We start from the raw sequence: 15,310 nt of genomic DNA on the forward strand, positions 1-15,310 counted from the left end.
CGAAATGAACGGCGGGTCCTTCTCGGGCAACAGCGGAGGCGGCGGTGGCGGAATCTGTATGACCTCCACGTCGACCCGCTCCCTGACGTTGAACGGCTCGTCCGACCTGAGCTTCGGGGAGGGCCAGGAGATTTTCCTGGGCGGCAAAACACAGATCAATGTCACGGCGAACCTGCCCTCCGGCGCGAGCATCCCCGTGGCCCTGGATGGGGGAGACTGCTATCTCGGCCGCCCGATTGTCGTCTTTGATTCAAGCGTGACGAACGACGCGACCGACCAGCTCGGCAAATTCTCGTTGGCGCACGCCGAGTACCACACATTCGCGTTCGTCATTCGGGCCTCGGACAGAAAGGTCATTGAGCTCGGCTATCCGCGCTCGATCACAGCCCAGCCCGAAGACGCCTTCGTGAAGCTGGGAACCCCGGCGTCCTTCACAATCACGACGGCGGGCGACACCCCGACGGGCTACCGCATCTTCAATAAGACGAAGAACGCCTATGTGGCCGGTGCGATCCTGGCGTTACCCGCCGCCGGCGACCCCAATACCGTGACGGTTTCCTTCACGCCGACGCTTGCCGACGGCGCGGGCGAATACCAGGTCGAGGCGGTGTATGGGACCGGCGACTCCGCGGAAACCCTGCGAAGCGACCCGGCGGTGCTCTCCCTCTGGGAGCTCGCCTACAGCGCTGGAAACGACGCGCTGACCACTTCGATCGAGTTGGCGTCGATGGTTCCCAACGACGCCGTGGACTTCACAGTGTACAGCGGCTACAGCCAGGCCGTGAAACTCCTGGTGGACGGCTACCAGTACACGGCGGACGACGGGCACGAAATCGGCTGGGAAACGGCGAATTACGTCACGACCCAGATAGGCCGGGTCACATGGGGCAGTACAGATGCGATGTCAAACATTGCGTTCATGTATAACGAGCCGGATAGGCATGCCAATATTTCAACGGGTGCCAGCCATAAATCGGAAGTATCCGCCGGCGGCACACATGATTTCTCCATTCACCTCTATAACGCCAACGCGATCGCGGAGCGGCACACCGGCACACTGGGCATGAACCTGTCGCTGCTGGACGGCGGCACGGAGACGAAAAAAGCCGAAAGCTCCGCCGAGGTCAAATTCCTGATGCAGCCCGCGGCGATCAACGCGACCCTGCCGCTCACCGTCCAGTCCTACGGCTACGGCGCGGACGGCTCGGTGGCGGTCCCGACGAACTACGGCATCCAGAACGGCTCCAACTTCCCGATCAAGGTGACCGGGCTGTCGGCGAAAGCCGCCAGCGGTTTCCGCCTCATGAGCCCGTCCGGCTTTGTGAGCGGAACTGACCGGACCTACCTCGTCAACAAGAACCAGATGTCCCACGGGCAGGCGACCCTGCGGCTGGCGGACCAGCAGATCACGACCGCTTCCGCGGGCGGAAGCTGGATGGCGGGCGCGGACTTCACCGGCTGGGCGATCGCGGGCGCGGCGTCCGAGGGGGCGTGGGTCTCCTACCCGATCGCGATCGAGAGCTACATCGCCAAGGGCGAGGACAGCACGACCGGGAAGCAGCTCGCCCAGGTGACCTATACGGTGGGCATTTCGCCCGAGAGCGTGAGCTGAGGAGGTGATGTGAAATGAACGAGACCGAAAGCGCCCCGCGGAAAAAGCGGGGACGCGCATGGCTTGCCGCGGGAATCGCGGTCGTTCTGGTCGCGGCAGCGGCTGCGGGATTTTTCTGGTGGCGCGGCAGCTACCGGCAGGACAGCTTCTTTGACGTGAGCGCGCTGACCGGCGCGCTGCCGGGAAAGAGCGAGGAGGAGGTCATCGCCGAGCTCAACCGGGTGGTGGACGAAGGCATGTTCAACATCGCGATCAATTCCTACATCACCTTCCCGGACGCAAAGGGCGAGGGCGTCGCGAACATCGAGAACGTCCCGGGAAACCGCTACAACATGACGGTGTCAATCGTTTTGGACGACACCGGGGAAACCGTTTACCAATCCAAGGGCATCAAGCCGGGCCAATACATACAGAAAATCAGGCTCGACGAGGAGCTGCCCGAGGGTTTCTATTACGCAACCGCGGTATTTACCGCCTACGCTCAGGATGAGGCGCACACCCGCGTCGGCCAGGCGGCCGCAAAGATCCAACTGGAAGTGGGAGGCTGAGGCGGCCGCGTATCGGCAGAAGGGGGAATGCGAGCGAAACGGTCATCCATCAAACGTCATTATAAAACCCATATCATATCAACATCAGGAGGTCAAAAATCATGAAAAAAATGTTAGCAGTTCTTCTCGCGGTATCCATCGTTCTGACCCTCGGCGTCACTGCCTTCGCGGCGTTTGACGACACCTCTGTAGCAGAGCCCAGCAAAATTAACCCCACTGACGGCAAGTACAGCGCGGACACCGAGTTCAGCCTGAAAATCGACAAGGACACCACCAACCCCGAACTGAACTCCCAGATCAACGTTTCGATTCCGCTGACTGTCGCGATGTACGGCTACGGCGCCGACGGTTCCGCCGCCGAGCCGACCACCTACCGCATTGTCAACAATGGCGAGATCGACATCAAGGTGGCGTCGATTGAGACAAAGACCGCGCAAGGCTGGACCATGGACGCTGGATCTTCGATTGCCGGTCTGACGCTGGGCGGGGACGGCAAGATGAGCGCATACAATCCCGCGAACAACAACTTGACGGAGAAACACCTGGTGCTTTATGTGAACGGCGTCGATGTCAAGGACGGCGTCGCGGCTCCGGTCGCCTCCAATTGGACCGTCGCCAAGAAGGATGGGACCGCGACTGAAAAAGTCCTGCCCCTCGAGTGCTTTGTCGCGAAAGGTACTGAGACCGCCAGCGTGCCGGTCGTCACCCTGACCTACACGATCGCCGCCGCGTAATCGGATTCATATCCTGTTTGCACTTAACCTGAGACATTTCTCCGGGAACCCCGCGCGGAAGCCTTCCGCGCGGGGCCCGGGGCCCCTTTTACAAGAATACCCACCGAAGCCCGCGGGGTTTCCCCGCGCCCCAAATTTAGAATACATGCGCCCGAAGGGGCGGTTGCGATAGAAAAAACAGAGGATAGGCGGTCGAAGGTATGGAAGAGCAAAAGACGCCCGAGAGGGCCGAAGCCCGGACGGACGGCGGCAAAAAGCTGCTGCTGGCGGCCTGCGTGCTGCTGGCGGCGGCGCTGGTCGTCCTGCTGGTCCTCCTGCTGCGGACCCCGAAGGCGGGGCCGTCCGGCATGGTGCGGGATACGGCCGCGCTGGCCGGGCAACTGGAAAACAAGACGGAGGAAGAGATCATCGCCGAGCTCAACCGGGTGGTGGACGAGGGGATGTTCAACATTTCGATCAACACCACGCCCACCTTTACGAATGGGAAGGCGGAAGGACCGCTCCAGATCGAAAACGTGCCGGGCAACCAGTATCTCATGCAGGTGCAGATCACGCTGGACGACACGGGCGAGCTGATTTACCAGACGGGGCTCATCGAGCCCAACCACCACATCCAGTCGGCTAAGCTCGACGTGGAGCTGGAAAAGGGCGAATATCTCGCGACCGCGGTCTTCAACGCCTACGCCCTCGAAACGGAGGAGTACGTCGGTTCGGCGGGCGCCAAAATGACCATCACGGTTTTAAACTGACAGGGGAGGGACCAGAATGAAACGAATGATCAGGCTGCTTGCGGGGTGTCTCCTGAGCCTCTGCCTGCTGCTTCCCGGCGTGACGGCGCTGGCCGCGCCGGACGATACGGGAGAGGTGATCGATCCGTCCCTTCCGGCGGCCGCCGGCCGGGCGGGCACTCCGGAGGAGGAGACCGGCAGCCCCTCGGGCACCGAGGTGGGGGACCCGGGCGATTTCACGCTCGGCGAGGACGGCAGGCTCCAGGCCTCGACCGCCTTTTTCCTCACGATTGAAAAGGCGCCCTCGGGCGGCGGGAGCTCGGGCGGCGGTTCGGGCGATTCCGGCGGCATCCTGCGCCCTCTCGTCCCGCTCGACGTGAAGATCATCGAGGAGATCCCCATCCCGGTCTCGCCGATCCCCGACACGGGCGACGGCTCCCTGCCGCCCGCGCTGCTCTTTGCGCTGCTCGCGTCGTCGGGCGCGGCCGCCGCGCTCTGCGCGCGGCGGAAACAGGACCCGTAACCATGCGTTTCCCTGCCGGTTCCGCTTTCTCCGGAAAGCGGGGCCGGCTTTTTCTTGGATCTTTCAATAATGCAAATAAAACGGTGAAAACCGGTTGAAACGGGCGTGAAAAAGTGCTATTCTCGTATTAGGGGATTTTTGCAGAAAAAATCGCCGAATTGAGCAAAAAAGGAGGAAAAATCAGTGGATAACTGCGGCCGAAGTACCAAAATAGACAGCGACGTTCCGTTGCGGGCCGGGAAAACCGCGTTTCCGCCTGATTTTTCCCGCAGATAGCATCCCGCAGGAATATCGCCGTACAGGGGCGCCGGGTTTGGCCGGGGTCCCCGTGCGGTTTTGTCTGTTTGGGGCTTCCTCGCTGTAACGAAAGCAGACAGGAGGATGAACCAATGGAAATGGAATACGATTTCGACCTGCTCATGGGGTACCTTGAAAACCGCGATTACCGCAGCCTGCGCGCCGCGCTCGCCGAGGAAAACGAGGTGGACATCGCCGACTTCATCGAGCGGCTCCCGCAGGAAAAGGCGACCCTCGCCTTCCGCACGCTGCCCAAGGAGCTGGCGGCGGAGGTCTTTTCCAACCTGCCGCCCGAGACCCAGCAGGTGATCGTCGGGTCGATCACCGACAAGGAGCTCTCCGCCATCGTGGAGGACCTCTTCGTGGACGACGCGGTCGACATGCTCGAGGAGCTGCCCGCCAGCGTTGTGAAGCGGGTGCTTAAAAGCGCGGCGCCCGAGACCCGCAGCCTCATCAACCAGTTCCTCAACTATCCCGAGAACTCGGTCGGCAGCATCATGACGGCGGAGTTCATCGACCTGCGCAAGTCGATGACCGTGCAGGACGCGATCAAGCGCATCCGGCGCACCGGCGAGGACAGCGAGCTGATCTACACCTGCTACGTGATCGACGACCGGCGTCTGCTCGAAGGGGTCGTGACCGTCAAGGACCTGCTGCTCGCCCAGGACGACGAGACGATCGGCGCGCTGATGGAACCCGACGTGATCACCGCCGAGACGACCGAGGACCGGGAGGAGGCCGTCCAGCGGATGATGAAGTACGACTTCATCTCAATGCCGGTGGTCGACCGGGAAAACCGCCTGGTCGGCATCGTCACCGTCGACGACGTGATGGACGTCATGGAGGAGGAGGCCACCGAGGACTTCGAGAAGATGGCCGCCATCGTCCCCTCCGAGCGCCCCTACCTGCGCACCGGCGTCTTTACCCTCGCGAAAAACCGCATCGTCTGGCTGCTCGTGCTCATGGTTTCGGGCATGATCACCGGCGGCATCCTCGGGCGGTATGAGGCCGCCTTCGCCGCCATGCCGCTGCTCGTCACCTTCATCCCCATGCTCACCGACACGGGGGGCAACGCGGGCAGTCAGTCGAGCACGCTGGTCATCCGCGGTATGGCCGTCGGTGACATCGGGCCCGCCGACTTCTTCCAGGTGCTGTGGAAGGAGCTGCGGGTCAGCCTCGTCGTCGGCGCGGCGCTCTCCGCCGTCAACTTCGCGCGGCTGCTGATCACCCATCCCGGAAGCCCCGCCCTTGCGCTGACCGTCGCGCTCGCCCTTTTTGCCACCGTCGTCATGGCCAAGACGATCGGCGGCGTGCTCCCGATGGCCGCGCGGATGCTCAAAGCCGACCCCGCCATCATGGCCGCTCCCCTCATCACCACGATCGTGGACGCGTTCGCGCTCGTCATCTATTTTTCGGTGGCGCAGGCGTTGCTCGGCCTCTGACGGACCACGCGCGCCCCGGGACCGCCTTGGCGGTCCCGGGGCTTTTTCGCGGGCGTCTGCGGGGAAAGGGGTTGACATTTGAACTGTAAATGATATTATTACAGTTGGAGAATGGAATTTTCCGGATGTCCGCACGTGCTTCCCCTTGACAACCGGGGCGGCGCGGCATATGATAGAAAAGTAAACAGTATCAGTTATCGTTTTCGATTCCGCGGACGCGCATAAACCGGCGGGCCCCGCGGCATGCTTGTGACAGACGGAAAGGAGACGGGTATGGCAATTCTCACGGGATATCTCGGCACCTACGATTCGCCGCGCAGCCGCGGCGTTTTCCGCTTCTCCTTCGACGGGGAGACGGGCGCGCTCACCGCGCCCGAGCTCCTCCTTGAGGCGCCCGACGCCAAATACCTCGCGCTGCGGGACGGCCTGCTCGCCGCTCCGGTGCGGCGGGGCAGCCGCGCGGGGCTCTGCCTCGCCGACCTGCGCGCCTCCGGCGGGCCCTGCGTCGTCGAATATCTCTGCGAGATGACGCCCGGCTGTTATACCGCCTTTGACGGGGACCGGGTCTACGGCGCGAACTTCCACGAGGGGACGGTGACCGTCTACCGGCTGGAGGCGGACGCGCCGCTCTTTGAAAAGCGGATCGAGATCGCCCCGGGGGCCGGCTGCCACCAGGTGCTGGCGCGGGGGCGGTTCCTGCTTGTGCCCTGCATGAACCTCGACGAGATCCGCCTCTTCGACCGGGAGAGCCTGGCCCCCGCGGGGAGCGTCCCCTTCCCGAAGGGGAGCGGGCCGCGCCACGGGGTGTTCGACCGGGCGGGGGAGCGGCTTTTCGTGGCGGCGCAGGGGGACAATACGCTCTACAGCTTCGAGGCGGGACCGGAGGGGTTCGTCCCGGCCGGGGCCGAGCCGCTGCTGCCGCCCGGCGCGCGGGAGGGGAGCGAGGCGGCGGCCGTGCGGCTCTCGAACGACGAGCGGTTCCTCTACGTCTCGGTGCGGGGGGAAAACGTGATCGCCGTGCTCGAAGCCCGGGGGACGCGCACGCGGGTGATCCAGCGCGCGCCCTGCGGAGGCGACCACCCGCGCGACATCCTGCTCTCCCCCGACGGGCGGTTCCTGCTCGCGGCGAACCGGAACGCGGGCGGGCTTGTGTGCTTCGCGGTCGACCGGGAGACGGGGCTCATCGGAAAGGAATGCGCGCGCGTGGACGCGTGCGAAGGGGTGGCGGTTGTGCTCGACGCCCCGAATGAAGACGCTCAGGCCGCCCCGGGGGGCGGCGGGAAAGGATGGATGACGGATGCAGGCGCTTTTTGACATCGGAATGGTGGGGCTTTCGGTGATGGGCCGGAGCCTCGCGCTCAACATGGCGGACCACGGCTTCCGGGTGGCGGGCTACAACCGCAGCCGCGAGGTGACCGAACAGGTGATGCGGGAACACCCGCATGAGAACCTCTCCCCCTTCTACAGCCTCCAGGAGCTCGTGGCGGCCCTCAGACGGCCCCGCAGGGTCATGCTGATGATCCAGGCCGGTTCGCCGGTCGACGCGGTTATCGGGCAGCTGGAGCCGCTGCTCGAGGAGGGGGACATCCTCCTCGACGGGGGCAACTCCTTCTTCGAGGACACCCGGCGGCGGCAGGCCGCGCTCGAAAAGAAGGGGATCGTCTACTTCGGCGTGGGCGTCTCGGGCGGCGAGGAGGGCGCGCGGCACGGCCCCTCGATCATGCCGGGCGGCGACGAGCAGGCATACCCGCTCGTGCGCCCGGTGCTGGAGGCGGTGGCCGCGCGCGCGGCGGGAGAGCCCTGCTGCGCCTACATCGGCCCGGACGGCGCGGGGCACTACGTCAAGATGGTGCACAACGGCATCGAATACGCCGACATGCAGCTCATCGCGGAGAGCTACCTGCTGCTCAGGCATGTGGGGGGCTTTTCCAACCGGGAGCTGGCGGACGTCTTCGCACGCTGGAACGAGGGGGAGCTGCGCAGCTTCCTGGTCGGCATCACGGCGGGCGTCTTCCGCGAACGGGACGACCTGGCGGAGGGGGAGCTCATCGACCGGATCGTCGACAGCGCCGCCCAGAAGGGCACCGGCCGCTGGGCGAGCATCGAGGCGCTCAGGCAGGGGGTGGACCTCTCGATGATCACCGCCGCCTGCAACGCCCGCATCCTCTCCAACCGGCTGGAGGAGCGCGCCGCGGCCGCGAAGCTGCTGCCCGGTCCGGAGCCGGCGCGGGCGGGGGACCGGGAAGCCTTTGCCGAGCAGGTGCGCGAGGGGCTCTACGCCGCGAAGATCGCCGCCTACGCGCAGGGCTTCGCGCTGCTGCGCGACGCGTCCGGGCGGTACGGCTGGGACCTGAGGCTCGGGGAGATCGCGTCGATCTTCCGCGCCGGGTGCATCATCCAGGCCGCCTTCCTCGACGACATCACCGCCGCCTACCGGCGGGACCCGGGGCTCGAAAACCTCATGCTGGACGAATTCTTCCGCGCGCGGGTCGCCGATAACCAGCGGAGCCTGCGCGCCGCCGCGGGGGCGGGGATCGCCTCCGGGCTGCCGCTGCCCGCGATGACCGCCGCCGTCTCCTATCTCGACGCCTTCCGGGGTGCGCATGTCGGCGCGAACCTCATCCAGGCGCAGCGCGACTGGTTCGGCGCGCACACCTTCCTGCGCACCGACCGGGAGGGCAGCTTCCACCACGAATGGGGGAAGGGACTATGAAGGCGTTCACCATCTTCGGCGGCACCGGCGACCTCACCTTCCGCAAGCTGCTGCCCGCCCTCTACAACGCCGGCGAGTCCGGCGGGCCGGGCGCGGATTACCGTATTCTCATCATCGGGCGGCGGGACTACACCGACGAGGGCTACCGCGAGCTCGCGCGGGAATGGGTCCGCAAATACGCCCGCCTGCCCTATTCCGAGGAGGCGTTCGGCCGGTTCGCCGGGCGCATCGGCTACTACCGGATGGACTTTTCCGACCCGGCGGCGTACGCCGGGCTGGAGGAATACTATGAAGCGGAGGGGGTCGACGGGCATATCTTCTACCTCGCGGTCGCGCCCCGCTTCTTCGGCGTGATCGCCGACGGGCTCGCCGCGGTGCGCGGCGCGCGCCGGGGCAAGGTCATTCTCGAAAAGCCGTTCGGCGAAAGCCTCGCGGCCGCCGGGGAGCTCAACCGCAGGCTGGAGGCCTTCTTCGACCCCGAAAACATCTACCGCATCGACCACTACCTCGGCAAGGAGATGGTCCGCAACATCCAGACCATCCGCTTTACCAACCCCATCTTCACCAACCTCTGGGACGCGCGGTTCATCGAATCGGTGCAGATTTCCGCCCTCGAGGAGGAGGGGGTCGGCACGCGCGGCGGTTATTACGACACGAGCGGCGCGCTCAAGGACATGGTGCAGAACCACCTGTTCCAGATCCTGTCGATCGTCGCCATGGAGCGGCCCGCGCAGTTCTCCGGCCCCGATATGCACGCCGAGCAGCTCAAGGTTCTGCGCGCTCTGCGTCTGCCCGAGGCGGGCGGGGTGCGCGACGCCCTGCTGCTCGGGCAGTACGCGGGCTACCGCGCGGAAAAGGCGGTCGCGCCCGATTCCTCCACCGAGACATACGCCGCGCTGCGCCTCTTCATCGACAACGACCGCTGGCGTGGCGCGCCCTTTTACATCCGCACCGGCAAAAAGCTCGGCCGGCGGGAGATGCAGGTCGCGGTCGTCTTCCGCCGCCCCTCCCCCGACGTGGCTCACGACGTGCTCCTCATCAAGATCCAGCCCACCGAGGGGGTCTACCTGCAGTTCAACATCAAGCGCCCCGGCGACACCGACGAGGTCGCGCAGGCGAAGATGGATTTCTGCCAGAGCTGCTCGCTCGAAAACCGCATCAACACCCCCGAGGCGTACGAGCGGCTGCTCGGCGCCTGCATCCGCGGCGAGCGGTCGTGGTTCTCCCAGTGGGACCAGATCGAAACGAGCTGGCGGTTCGTCGAACGCCTGCGGGAGCTCGGCCGCGCCGAGGGCCTGCCGGTCCTGAACTACGAGCCCGGCTCGATGGGCCCGCCCGAGGCGGACGCACTGCTCGCGCGGTTCGGGCACGGCTGGTTCCATTGAGCGGAAAGCCCGGTCTTGCAAATCGCGGGGGAGTCCTATATAATAGGCAGTACAATCGTTGAATGATAGTGAAACCAAAGAGAACGGGTATCCGACGGAGACATTATGGTAACGAGCGTCATGCTTGCCGACAGAAATCCATGCCCGGCCCCGCGTCCTGGTACAATTGAAAAGGATATTGTTGTCAAAGCGGCTCCAAACCAAAACCCGGTTTGGAGCCGCTTTGGGTTTTACTGCCCTGATTCTGTCAGATTTAACAGGATTTGCACCCGCTCCCGCCGCCCGGACGGGCGTGCGGAGCGGGAAAGAAGCGGGCGGCGGGTGTTTTATCGGGCTTCCCGGTGATACTACCTTATGACACGTTTTCAGGGAGATGTCGCCGGCGTATCCGCGCCGGAGGAGGGAAGGATTTTTGGAGACACGTATATTCGGATACGCGCGGGTGTCGACCCGGGACCAGAACGAAGACCGCCAGCTCATCGCGCTGGCGGAGGCCCGGGTGCGCCCGGAATTCCTCTTTGTGGATAAACAGAGCGGCAAGGACTTCAACCGTCCCGCCTACCGCAAGCTCTACCGGAAGCTCAAAAAAGGGGATATGCTCGTCGTTAAAAGCATCGACCGGCTGGGCCGCAACTACCAGGAGATCATGGAGGAGTGGCGCAACATCACCAAGAAGAAGGGCGCCGACATCCGCGTGCTTGACATGCCGCTGCTCGATACCAGCCAGAGCCGCGACCTGCTCGGCACCTTCATCAGCGACCTGGTGCTCCAGCTTCTCTCCTTCGTCGCCCAGAACGAGCGGGAGAACATCCGCCGCCGCCAGGCCGAGGGGATCGCCGCCGCCAAGGCGCGCGGGGTCGAGTTCGGCCGTCCCCATAAGTCGCTTCCCAACCACTTCGACGAGCTGCTCTGCCAGTGGCAGCGCAAGGAGCTGACCGCCGCCGAGATTGCCAAGCTGTGCGGCGTCAGCCGCTCGACCATCTACCGCCGCCGCAAGCAGACGGGGGAGAGCTGATTTGCCGCGCTGCGCCCGGCGGGGCTTTTTGCGCGCCCCTCCGGGGCGCTTCAGATGTGCCGCCTTCGGCGGCGAAGATTGCCGGGTCCCGCCCCGGCAGGCGGGGTACTTTCTTTGCGTCAAAGAAAGTACCCAAAGAAGGACGCCTAAGGGGGCTCCGCCGCCCCCTTAGGGATCCCCTGGAGTACCTTGCCAGAACCCGCAAGTTACCGTCACTCCCCACGGGTGCACCAGCTGAAGGCTCAATTCAGGTTGCGGGCGCTCCCAACGGCCGAAGCCGGATGGCTCGCCAAAACCATACGGCGGAAAACAACGCCCGTTCCGGGCGTTCGCGCGCCTTGCCCGCGTGCGCGGCGAAGCCGCGCAGTTTTCCGCCTCCCCGTGGGCGCTACGCGCCACGCAAAAGCGGCCGTGCCTCCCCTATGGGAACTACCGGTACGGTTCCGGGGATTCTCGGGCAGAGGCATTGCGCCCGCGGCGCGGCGGCGGGCGGGATGCTGTACACTTGTCCGTTTATCCGTGACGGGGCGCCGCCGACTTTGGCCGAAGGCCAACCGGAGGCGGCGCTGGGGTCGCAGGGATTTGGCCGCAGGCCATCCTGATAGAGAATCCGGCCCGCAGGGCCGGGTCCGCGCAGCGGACTCAAGCCGGGGCCGCGGGGCGGAGCGCCCGCGAGCGGCCGTCGCGCGTAGCGCGCTCCGGGCGCAGCCCGGGCAGGCCGCCCAGGCCCCCTGCGGTTTCTTTCCCCTATTTCTTGGGCGGCCAAGAAATAGGGCCGCCCGCCGGGGCGGGACCCGGTAGCTCCGCCGCTCGCCGAGCGACCACCGACAAACTGCGCCGCTCGATGAGCGGTAAACCTAAGGGGTCGCTGTCGGTCGACTACCGGCAACTCCGCCACTCGGCGGCAAACAAATAGCGGCCGCCAAAGGCGGCCGCTTTATTGCGGGATGCATTGATCGGGCGGGGGTACGCGGGGAGAGCCGCCGGCCCTCGTCCGTGAGGCGGGGATACCTTAGACCGCCCACTTTTCGATCTGCTTGATGAAGTGGCTGTCCTCGGTGACGACCTTGACGGGCTTGTTGTAGTCGAGCGCCATCAGGCCGAGGATCGATTTTGCGTCCGCGATCTTGCCGTCGGTGGTGTGCACGCCGATGTCCTCGGACGACTGCATGGCGAGATACATGAACTGGCGGAGGTCCTCCGCGGAGTGAAGCATAACGTCTTTGATGATCATGATAAAACCTCCTTATGTTGTCGGTTGTGAAATGGTTGATTCTCTCTCTGTCCCTATTAAACTACAAAATGGAAGCAATGTCAATATGTACAATGAATTTTTTAAAGTTTGTACATAATTTACATAATTAGCATTCGCGCATATAGAGTGCTAGAAATTCTGTAAACATTTCGTGAATTCCCTTGACTTTGCAGAAAAGTGTGGTACATTATAGTTGTTGGCACTCGTAAATAATGAGTGCTAAAGAGCCCTTCGCCGGGAACGGGAATGTGAGGTGGGAACGGTGAAGCTCGACATTCGAAAACTGAAGGTCCTGACGGCCATCGTCGAAACCTATATCGAGACGGGGGAGCCCGTCGGATCCAAGACGGTCGCCCGGAAGCTTGACTTCCAGGTGTCCTCCGCCACCATCCGCAACGATATGGCGGCGCTCTTCGACATGGGGCTGCTCGAACAGCCCCACACCTCGGCGGGGCGGGTGCCCTCCCATCTGGGCTACCGCATCTACGTCGACCAGCTCATGCACTGCCAGCCCCTCTCGGAGGAGGAGCAGCGCGAGATCGACGCGCTTTTCAACGTGCGCGACCCCGATCCCGACAGGCTCCTGGAGGACGCGGCCGAGGCCCTCGCCGACTACACCAAGTGCGCGACCGTCTCGACCACCATCACCCCCAAGACGGTGCAGGTCAAGCGGGTCGAGATCGTCCCTGCGGGCGCGCGGACCGTCGTCGTGCTGGTCATCGCGACCAACGGCGTCATCAAAAACAAGGTCTGCCGCGTCGACTTCGGGCTGACCACCGAGATCGTCGAATTCCTCAACCAGTTCTGCAACGGCCGCCTGGTCGGCAAATCGGTTTCGGACATCTCCCAGTGGTACATCAACTCGATCGCCGTGACCCTCGGCGACTACTCCACCCTCTTCGTCCCGGTGCTCGCCACCGTGTACGAGCTCTGCCGCGAGATCAACGAGGGGCAGTTTTACACCTCCGGCAGCGTCAACCTGCTGGGCTACAAGGAGTTCTCCGATATCGCCCGCGACCTGCTGCTGACGATGAACAACCGTGAACAGCTCCTCGGGGTGCTCGCCTCCAAAAGCGACGCGGTCTTTATCACGATCGGCAAGGAAAACCCCCAGAGCGAGCTGGCGGACACCTCGGTGGTCGTCACGCGCTACAAGATCGGCGAGCAGAATTCGGGCGCGATCGGCGTGATCGGGCCGGTGCGCATGGATTACGCGAAGATCATCCCGCACATCGAGTATTTCTCCAAAACGCTGGGAAAGCTCCTTGCGGAGACGTTTGAGCAGGAATAACAATAACAGAGATAGGTTGTGAGCAGATTTGGCAGAAGAGACGAAGGACACGGCCCCGCAGGCGGAGCCGCAGGAGCGGGAGGAGGCCCCCGCGCAGGAGGCGGAACAGACCGCTCCCGAAAAGAGCGAGGCCGAACTCCTCAGGGAGCAGGTCGATTCCCTGAACGACAAGCTGCTTCGCACGATGGCGGAATACGACAACTTCCGCAAGCGGAGCGTCCGGGAGAAGGAAGCGATCTACCCGCAGGCCACCGCCGCCGCGGTCGCGCAGTTTTTGCCGGTCGTGGACACGATCGAGCGGGCGCTCGCGGCGCCCTGCACCGACGCCGAATTCAAAAAGGGCGTCGAGATGATTCTGCAAAACTTTAAGGACGTTTTCGCCAAGCTCGGCGTCGAGGAGTTCGGCGCGGCGGGCGACGTCTTCAGCCCCGACTTCCACAACGCGGTCATGCACGTGGAGGACGAGGACGCCGAGGCGGGCGTCATCGTCGAGGTGTTCCAGAAGGGTTACAAGCTCGGGGACCGGATCATCCGGCACGCGATGGTCAAGGTCGCCAACTGACGGCGCAAATCAGGTTCAGACGATTCCGCGGGAGAGCCGCGAAACGATATCCCTTTCGTAAAAATTAAGTTTAATAGATCTGGAGGGCTTTTATCATGGGAAAAATCATCGGTATCGACTTAGGTACGACAAATAGCTGCGTGGCGGTCATGGAGGGCGGCGAACCCGTCGTCATCGCCAACGCGGAAGGCGCGCGCACGACCCCGTCGGTCGTCGCGTTCTCCAAGACGGGCGAGCGCATGGTGGGTCAGGTGGCCAAGCGCCAGGCGATCACCAACCCCGACCGCACGATCTCCTCGATCAAGCGGCATATGGGTTCCAGCTACAAGGTCACGATCGACAGCAAGAACTACACCCCGCAGGAGATTTCCGCGATGGTCCTGCAGAAGCTGCGCGACGACGCGGAAGCCTACCTCGGCGAAAAGGTCACCGAGGCGGTCATCACCGTGCCCGCCTACTTCTCCGACGCGCAGCGCCAGGCCACCAAGGACGCCGGACGCATCGCCGGCCTCGACGTCAAGCGGATCATCAACGAGCCGACGGCGGCCGCGCTGGCCTACGGCATCGACAAGGAGCAGGACCAGAAGGTCATGGTCTACGACCTCGGCGGCGGCACCTTCGACGTCTCGATCATCGAGATGGGCGACGGCGTCCAGGAGGTCCTCGCCACCAACGGCAACACCCGCCTGGGCGGCGACGACTTCGACGAGCGGATCATCAACTACCTGGCGGACGAGTTCAAGAAGGACTCCGGCATCGACCTGCGCGGCGACAAGATGGCCATGCAGCGCCTGAAAGAAGCCGCCGAGAAGGCGAAGATCGAGCTTTCCGGCATGACGCAGGCGAACATCAACCTGCCCTTCATCACCGCCGACGCGACCGGGCCGAAGCACCTCGACGTCACGCTGACCCGCGCGAAGTTCAACGAGATGACCGCCGACCTCGTCGAAAAGACGATGGAGCCGGTGCGCAAGGCGATGGCCGACTCGGGCCTCAAGGTCTCCGACCTCGACAAGGTGCTGCTCGTCGGCGGTTCCACCCGCATCCCCGCCGTGCAGGACGCGGTCAAGGCGTTCTGCGGCAAGGATCCCTTCAAGGGCATCAACCCGGACGAGTGCGTCGCGGTCGGCGCGGCCATCCAGGGCGGCGTGCTCGGCGGCGACGTGAAGGGGCTCCTGCTCCTCGACGTCACCCCGCTCTCCCTC

The 15,310-nt window shown here is 64.2% G+C and carries 14 protein-coding genes; 13 read left to right on the forward strand and 1 reads right to left on the reverse strand.

Going from position 1 to position 15,310, the window contains the following annotated elements:
• The 10 genes from ACZO3G_RS02750 to ACZO3G_RS02795 form a co-directional block, all read left to right on the forward strand.
• A partial coding sequence (locus ACZO3G_RS02750) for a hypothetical protein (protein ID WP_486846782.1) occupies positions 1 to 1,612 on the forward strand: 1,612 nt, incomplete at its 5' end.
• 14 nt (positions 1,613 to 1,626) lie between these two features.
• Positions 1,627 to 2,160, forward strand: coding sequence for a hypothetical protein (locus ACZO3G_RS02755; RefSeq protein ID WP_121587585.1), 534 nt, complete (start codon positions 1,627 to 1,629; stop codon positions 2,158 to 2,160).
• Positions 2,161 to 2,261: 101 nt separating this feature from the next.
• The gene (locus tag ACZO3G_RS02760; protein ID WP_121587584.1) at positions 2,262 to 2,894 is read left to right on the forward strand and encodes a hypothetical protein; all 633 of its coding nucleotides are present in this window, start codon (positions 2,262 to 2,264) and stop codon (positions 2,892 to 2,894) included.
• Positions 2,895 to 3,094: 200 nt separating this feature from the next.
• Complete coding sequence (locus tag ACZO3G_RS02765; RefSeq protein ID WP_276872550.1) at positions 3,095 to 3,643, forward strand: hypothetical protein; 549 nt, start codon at positions 3,095 to 3,097, stop codon at positions 3,641 to 3,643.
• A gap of 16 nt (positions 3,644 to 3,659) precedes the next feature.
• Positions 3,660 to 4,145, forward strand: a complete 486-nt coding sequence (locus ACZO3G_RS02770; protein WP_101551772.1) for a hypothetical protein — start codon at positions 3,660 to 3,662, stop codon at positions 4,143 to 4,145.
• 389 nt (positions 4,146 to 4,534) lie between these two features.
• On the forward strand, positions 4,535 to 5,884 hold the full coding sequence (mgtE, locus tag ACZO3G_RS02775; protein ID WP_101551770.1) for a magnesium transporter: 1,350 nt from the start codon (positions 4,535 to 4,537) through the stop codon (positions 5,882 to 5,884).
• 273 nt (positions 5,885 to 6,157) lie between these two features.
• Entirely contained in the window at positions 6,158 to 7,198 is a 1,041-nt protein-coding gene (locus ACZO3G_RS02780) for a lactonase family protein (protein WP_276872552.1), read from the forward strand.
• A complete protein-coding gene (gene gndA / locus ACZO3G_RS02785; RefSeq protein ID WP_101551767.1) occupies positions 7,182 to 8,597 on the forward strand; it encodes an NADP-dependent phosphogluconate dehydrogenase in 1,416 nt (471 codons plus the stop codon). Before ACZO3G_RS02780 ends, gndA begins: the two co-directional genes overlap by 17 nt.
• Positions 8,594 to 9,982 (forward strand): glucose-6-phosphate dehydrogenase, encoded by a 1,389-nt coding sequence (gene zwf, locus ACZO3G_RS02790; protein WP_276872553.1) that lies wholly within the window; start codon positions 8,594 to 8,596, stop codon positions 9,980 to 9,982. Before gndA ends, zwf begins: the two co-directional genes overlap by 4 nt.
• A 412-nt stretch (positions 9,983 to 10,394) precedes the next feature.
• Positions 10,395 to 10,997, forward strand: a complete 603-nt coding sequence (locus tag ACZO3G_RS02795; protein WP_242970858.1) for a recombinase family protein — start codon at positions 10,395 to 10,397, stop codon at positions 10,995 to 10,997.
• Positions 10,998 to 12,009: 1,012 nt separating this feature from the next.
• On the opposite strand, the gene ACZO3G_RS02800 is transcribed toward ACZO3G_RS02795, so the two are convergent.
• Complete coding sequence (locus tag ACZO3G_RS02800) at positions 12,010 to 12,231, reverse strand: HPr family phosphocarrier protein (protein ID WP_207726263.1); 222 nt, start codon at positions 12,229 to 12,231, stop codon at positions 12,010 to 12,012.
• Positions 12,232 to 12,514: 283 nt separating this feature from the next.
• Here ACZO3G_RS02800 and hrcA point away from each other — a divergent pair, with 283 nt between their 5' ends.
• The 3 genes from hrcA to dnaK form a co-directional block, all read left to right on the forward strand.
• Positions 12,515 to 13,543 (forward strand): heat-inducible transcriptional repressor HrcA, encoded by a 1,029-nt coding sequence (gene hrcA, locus ACZO3G_RS02805; protein ID WP_172439250.1) that lies wholly within the window; start codon positions 12,515 to 12,517, stop codon positions 13,541 to 13,543.
• Positions 13,544 to 13,571: 28 nt separating this feature from the next.
• Positions 13,572 to 14,105, forward strand: coding sequence for a nucleotide exchange factor GrpE (gene grpE, locus ACZO3G_RS02810; RefSeq protein WP_101551760.1), 534 nt, complete (start codon positions 13,572 to 13,574; stop codon positions 14,103 to 14,105).
• A gap of 95 nt (positions 14,106 to 14,200) precedes the next feature.
• A partial coding sequence (dnaK, locus tag ACZO3G_RS02815; protein WP_486846786.1) for a molecular chaperone DnaK occupies positions 14,201 to 15,310 on the forward strand: 1,110 nt, incomplete at its 3' end.

The organism is Anaerotruncus sp., from assembly GCF_057433415.1.

Coding starts and splice junctions, on each gene's coding strand:
- ACZO3G_RS02780 (WP_276872552.1), top strand. CDS start 6,158: ATGGCAATTCTCACGGGATATCTCGGCACCTACGATTCGCCGCGCAGC.
- ACZO3G_RS02755 (WP_121587585.1), top strand. CDS start 1,627: ATGAACGAGACCGAAAGCGCCCCGCGGAAAAAGCGGGGACGCGCATGG.
- ACZO3G_RS02760 (WP_121587584.1), top strand. CDS start 2,262: ATGAAAAAAATGTTAGCAGTTCTTCTCGCGGTATCCATCGTTCTGACC.
- mgtE (WP_101551770.1), top strand. CDS start 4,535: ATGGAAATGGAATACGATTTCGACCTGCTCATGGGGTACCTTGAAAAC.
- zwf (WP_276872553.1), top strand. CDS start 8,594: ATGAAGGCGTTCACCATCTTCGGCGGCACCGGCGACCTCACCTTCCGC.
- ACZO3G_RS02770 (WP_101551772.1), top strand. CDS start 3,660: ATGAAACGAATGATCAGGCTGCTTGCGGGGTGTCTCCTGAGCCTCTGC.
- ACZO3G_RS02800 (WP_207726263.1), bottom strand. CDS start 12,231: ATGATCATCAAAGACGTTATGCTTCACTCCGCGGAGGACCTCCGCCAG.
- ACZO3G_RS02765 (WP_276872550.1), top strand. CDS start 3,095: ATGGAAGAGCAAAAGACGCCCGAGAGGGCCGAAGCCCGGACGGACGGC.
- gndA (WP_101551767.1), top strand. CDS start 7,182: ATGCAGGCGCTTTTTGACATCGGAATGGTGGGGCTTTCGGTGATGGGC.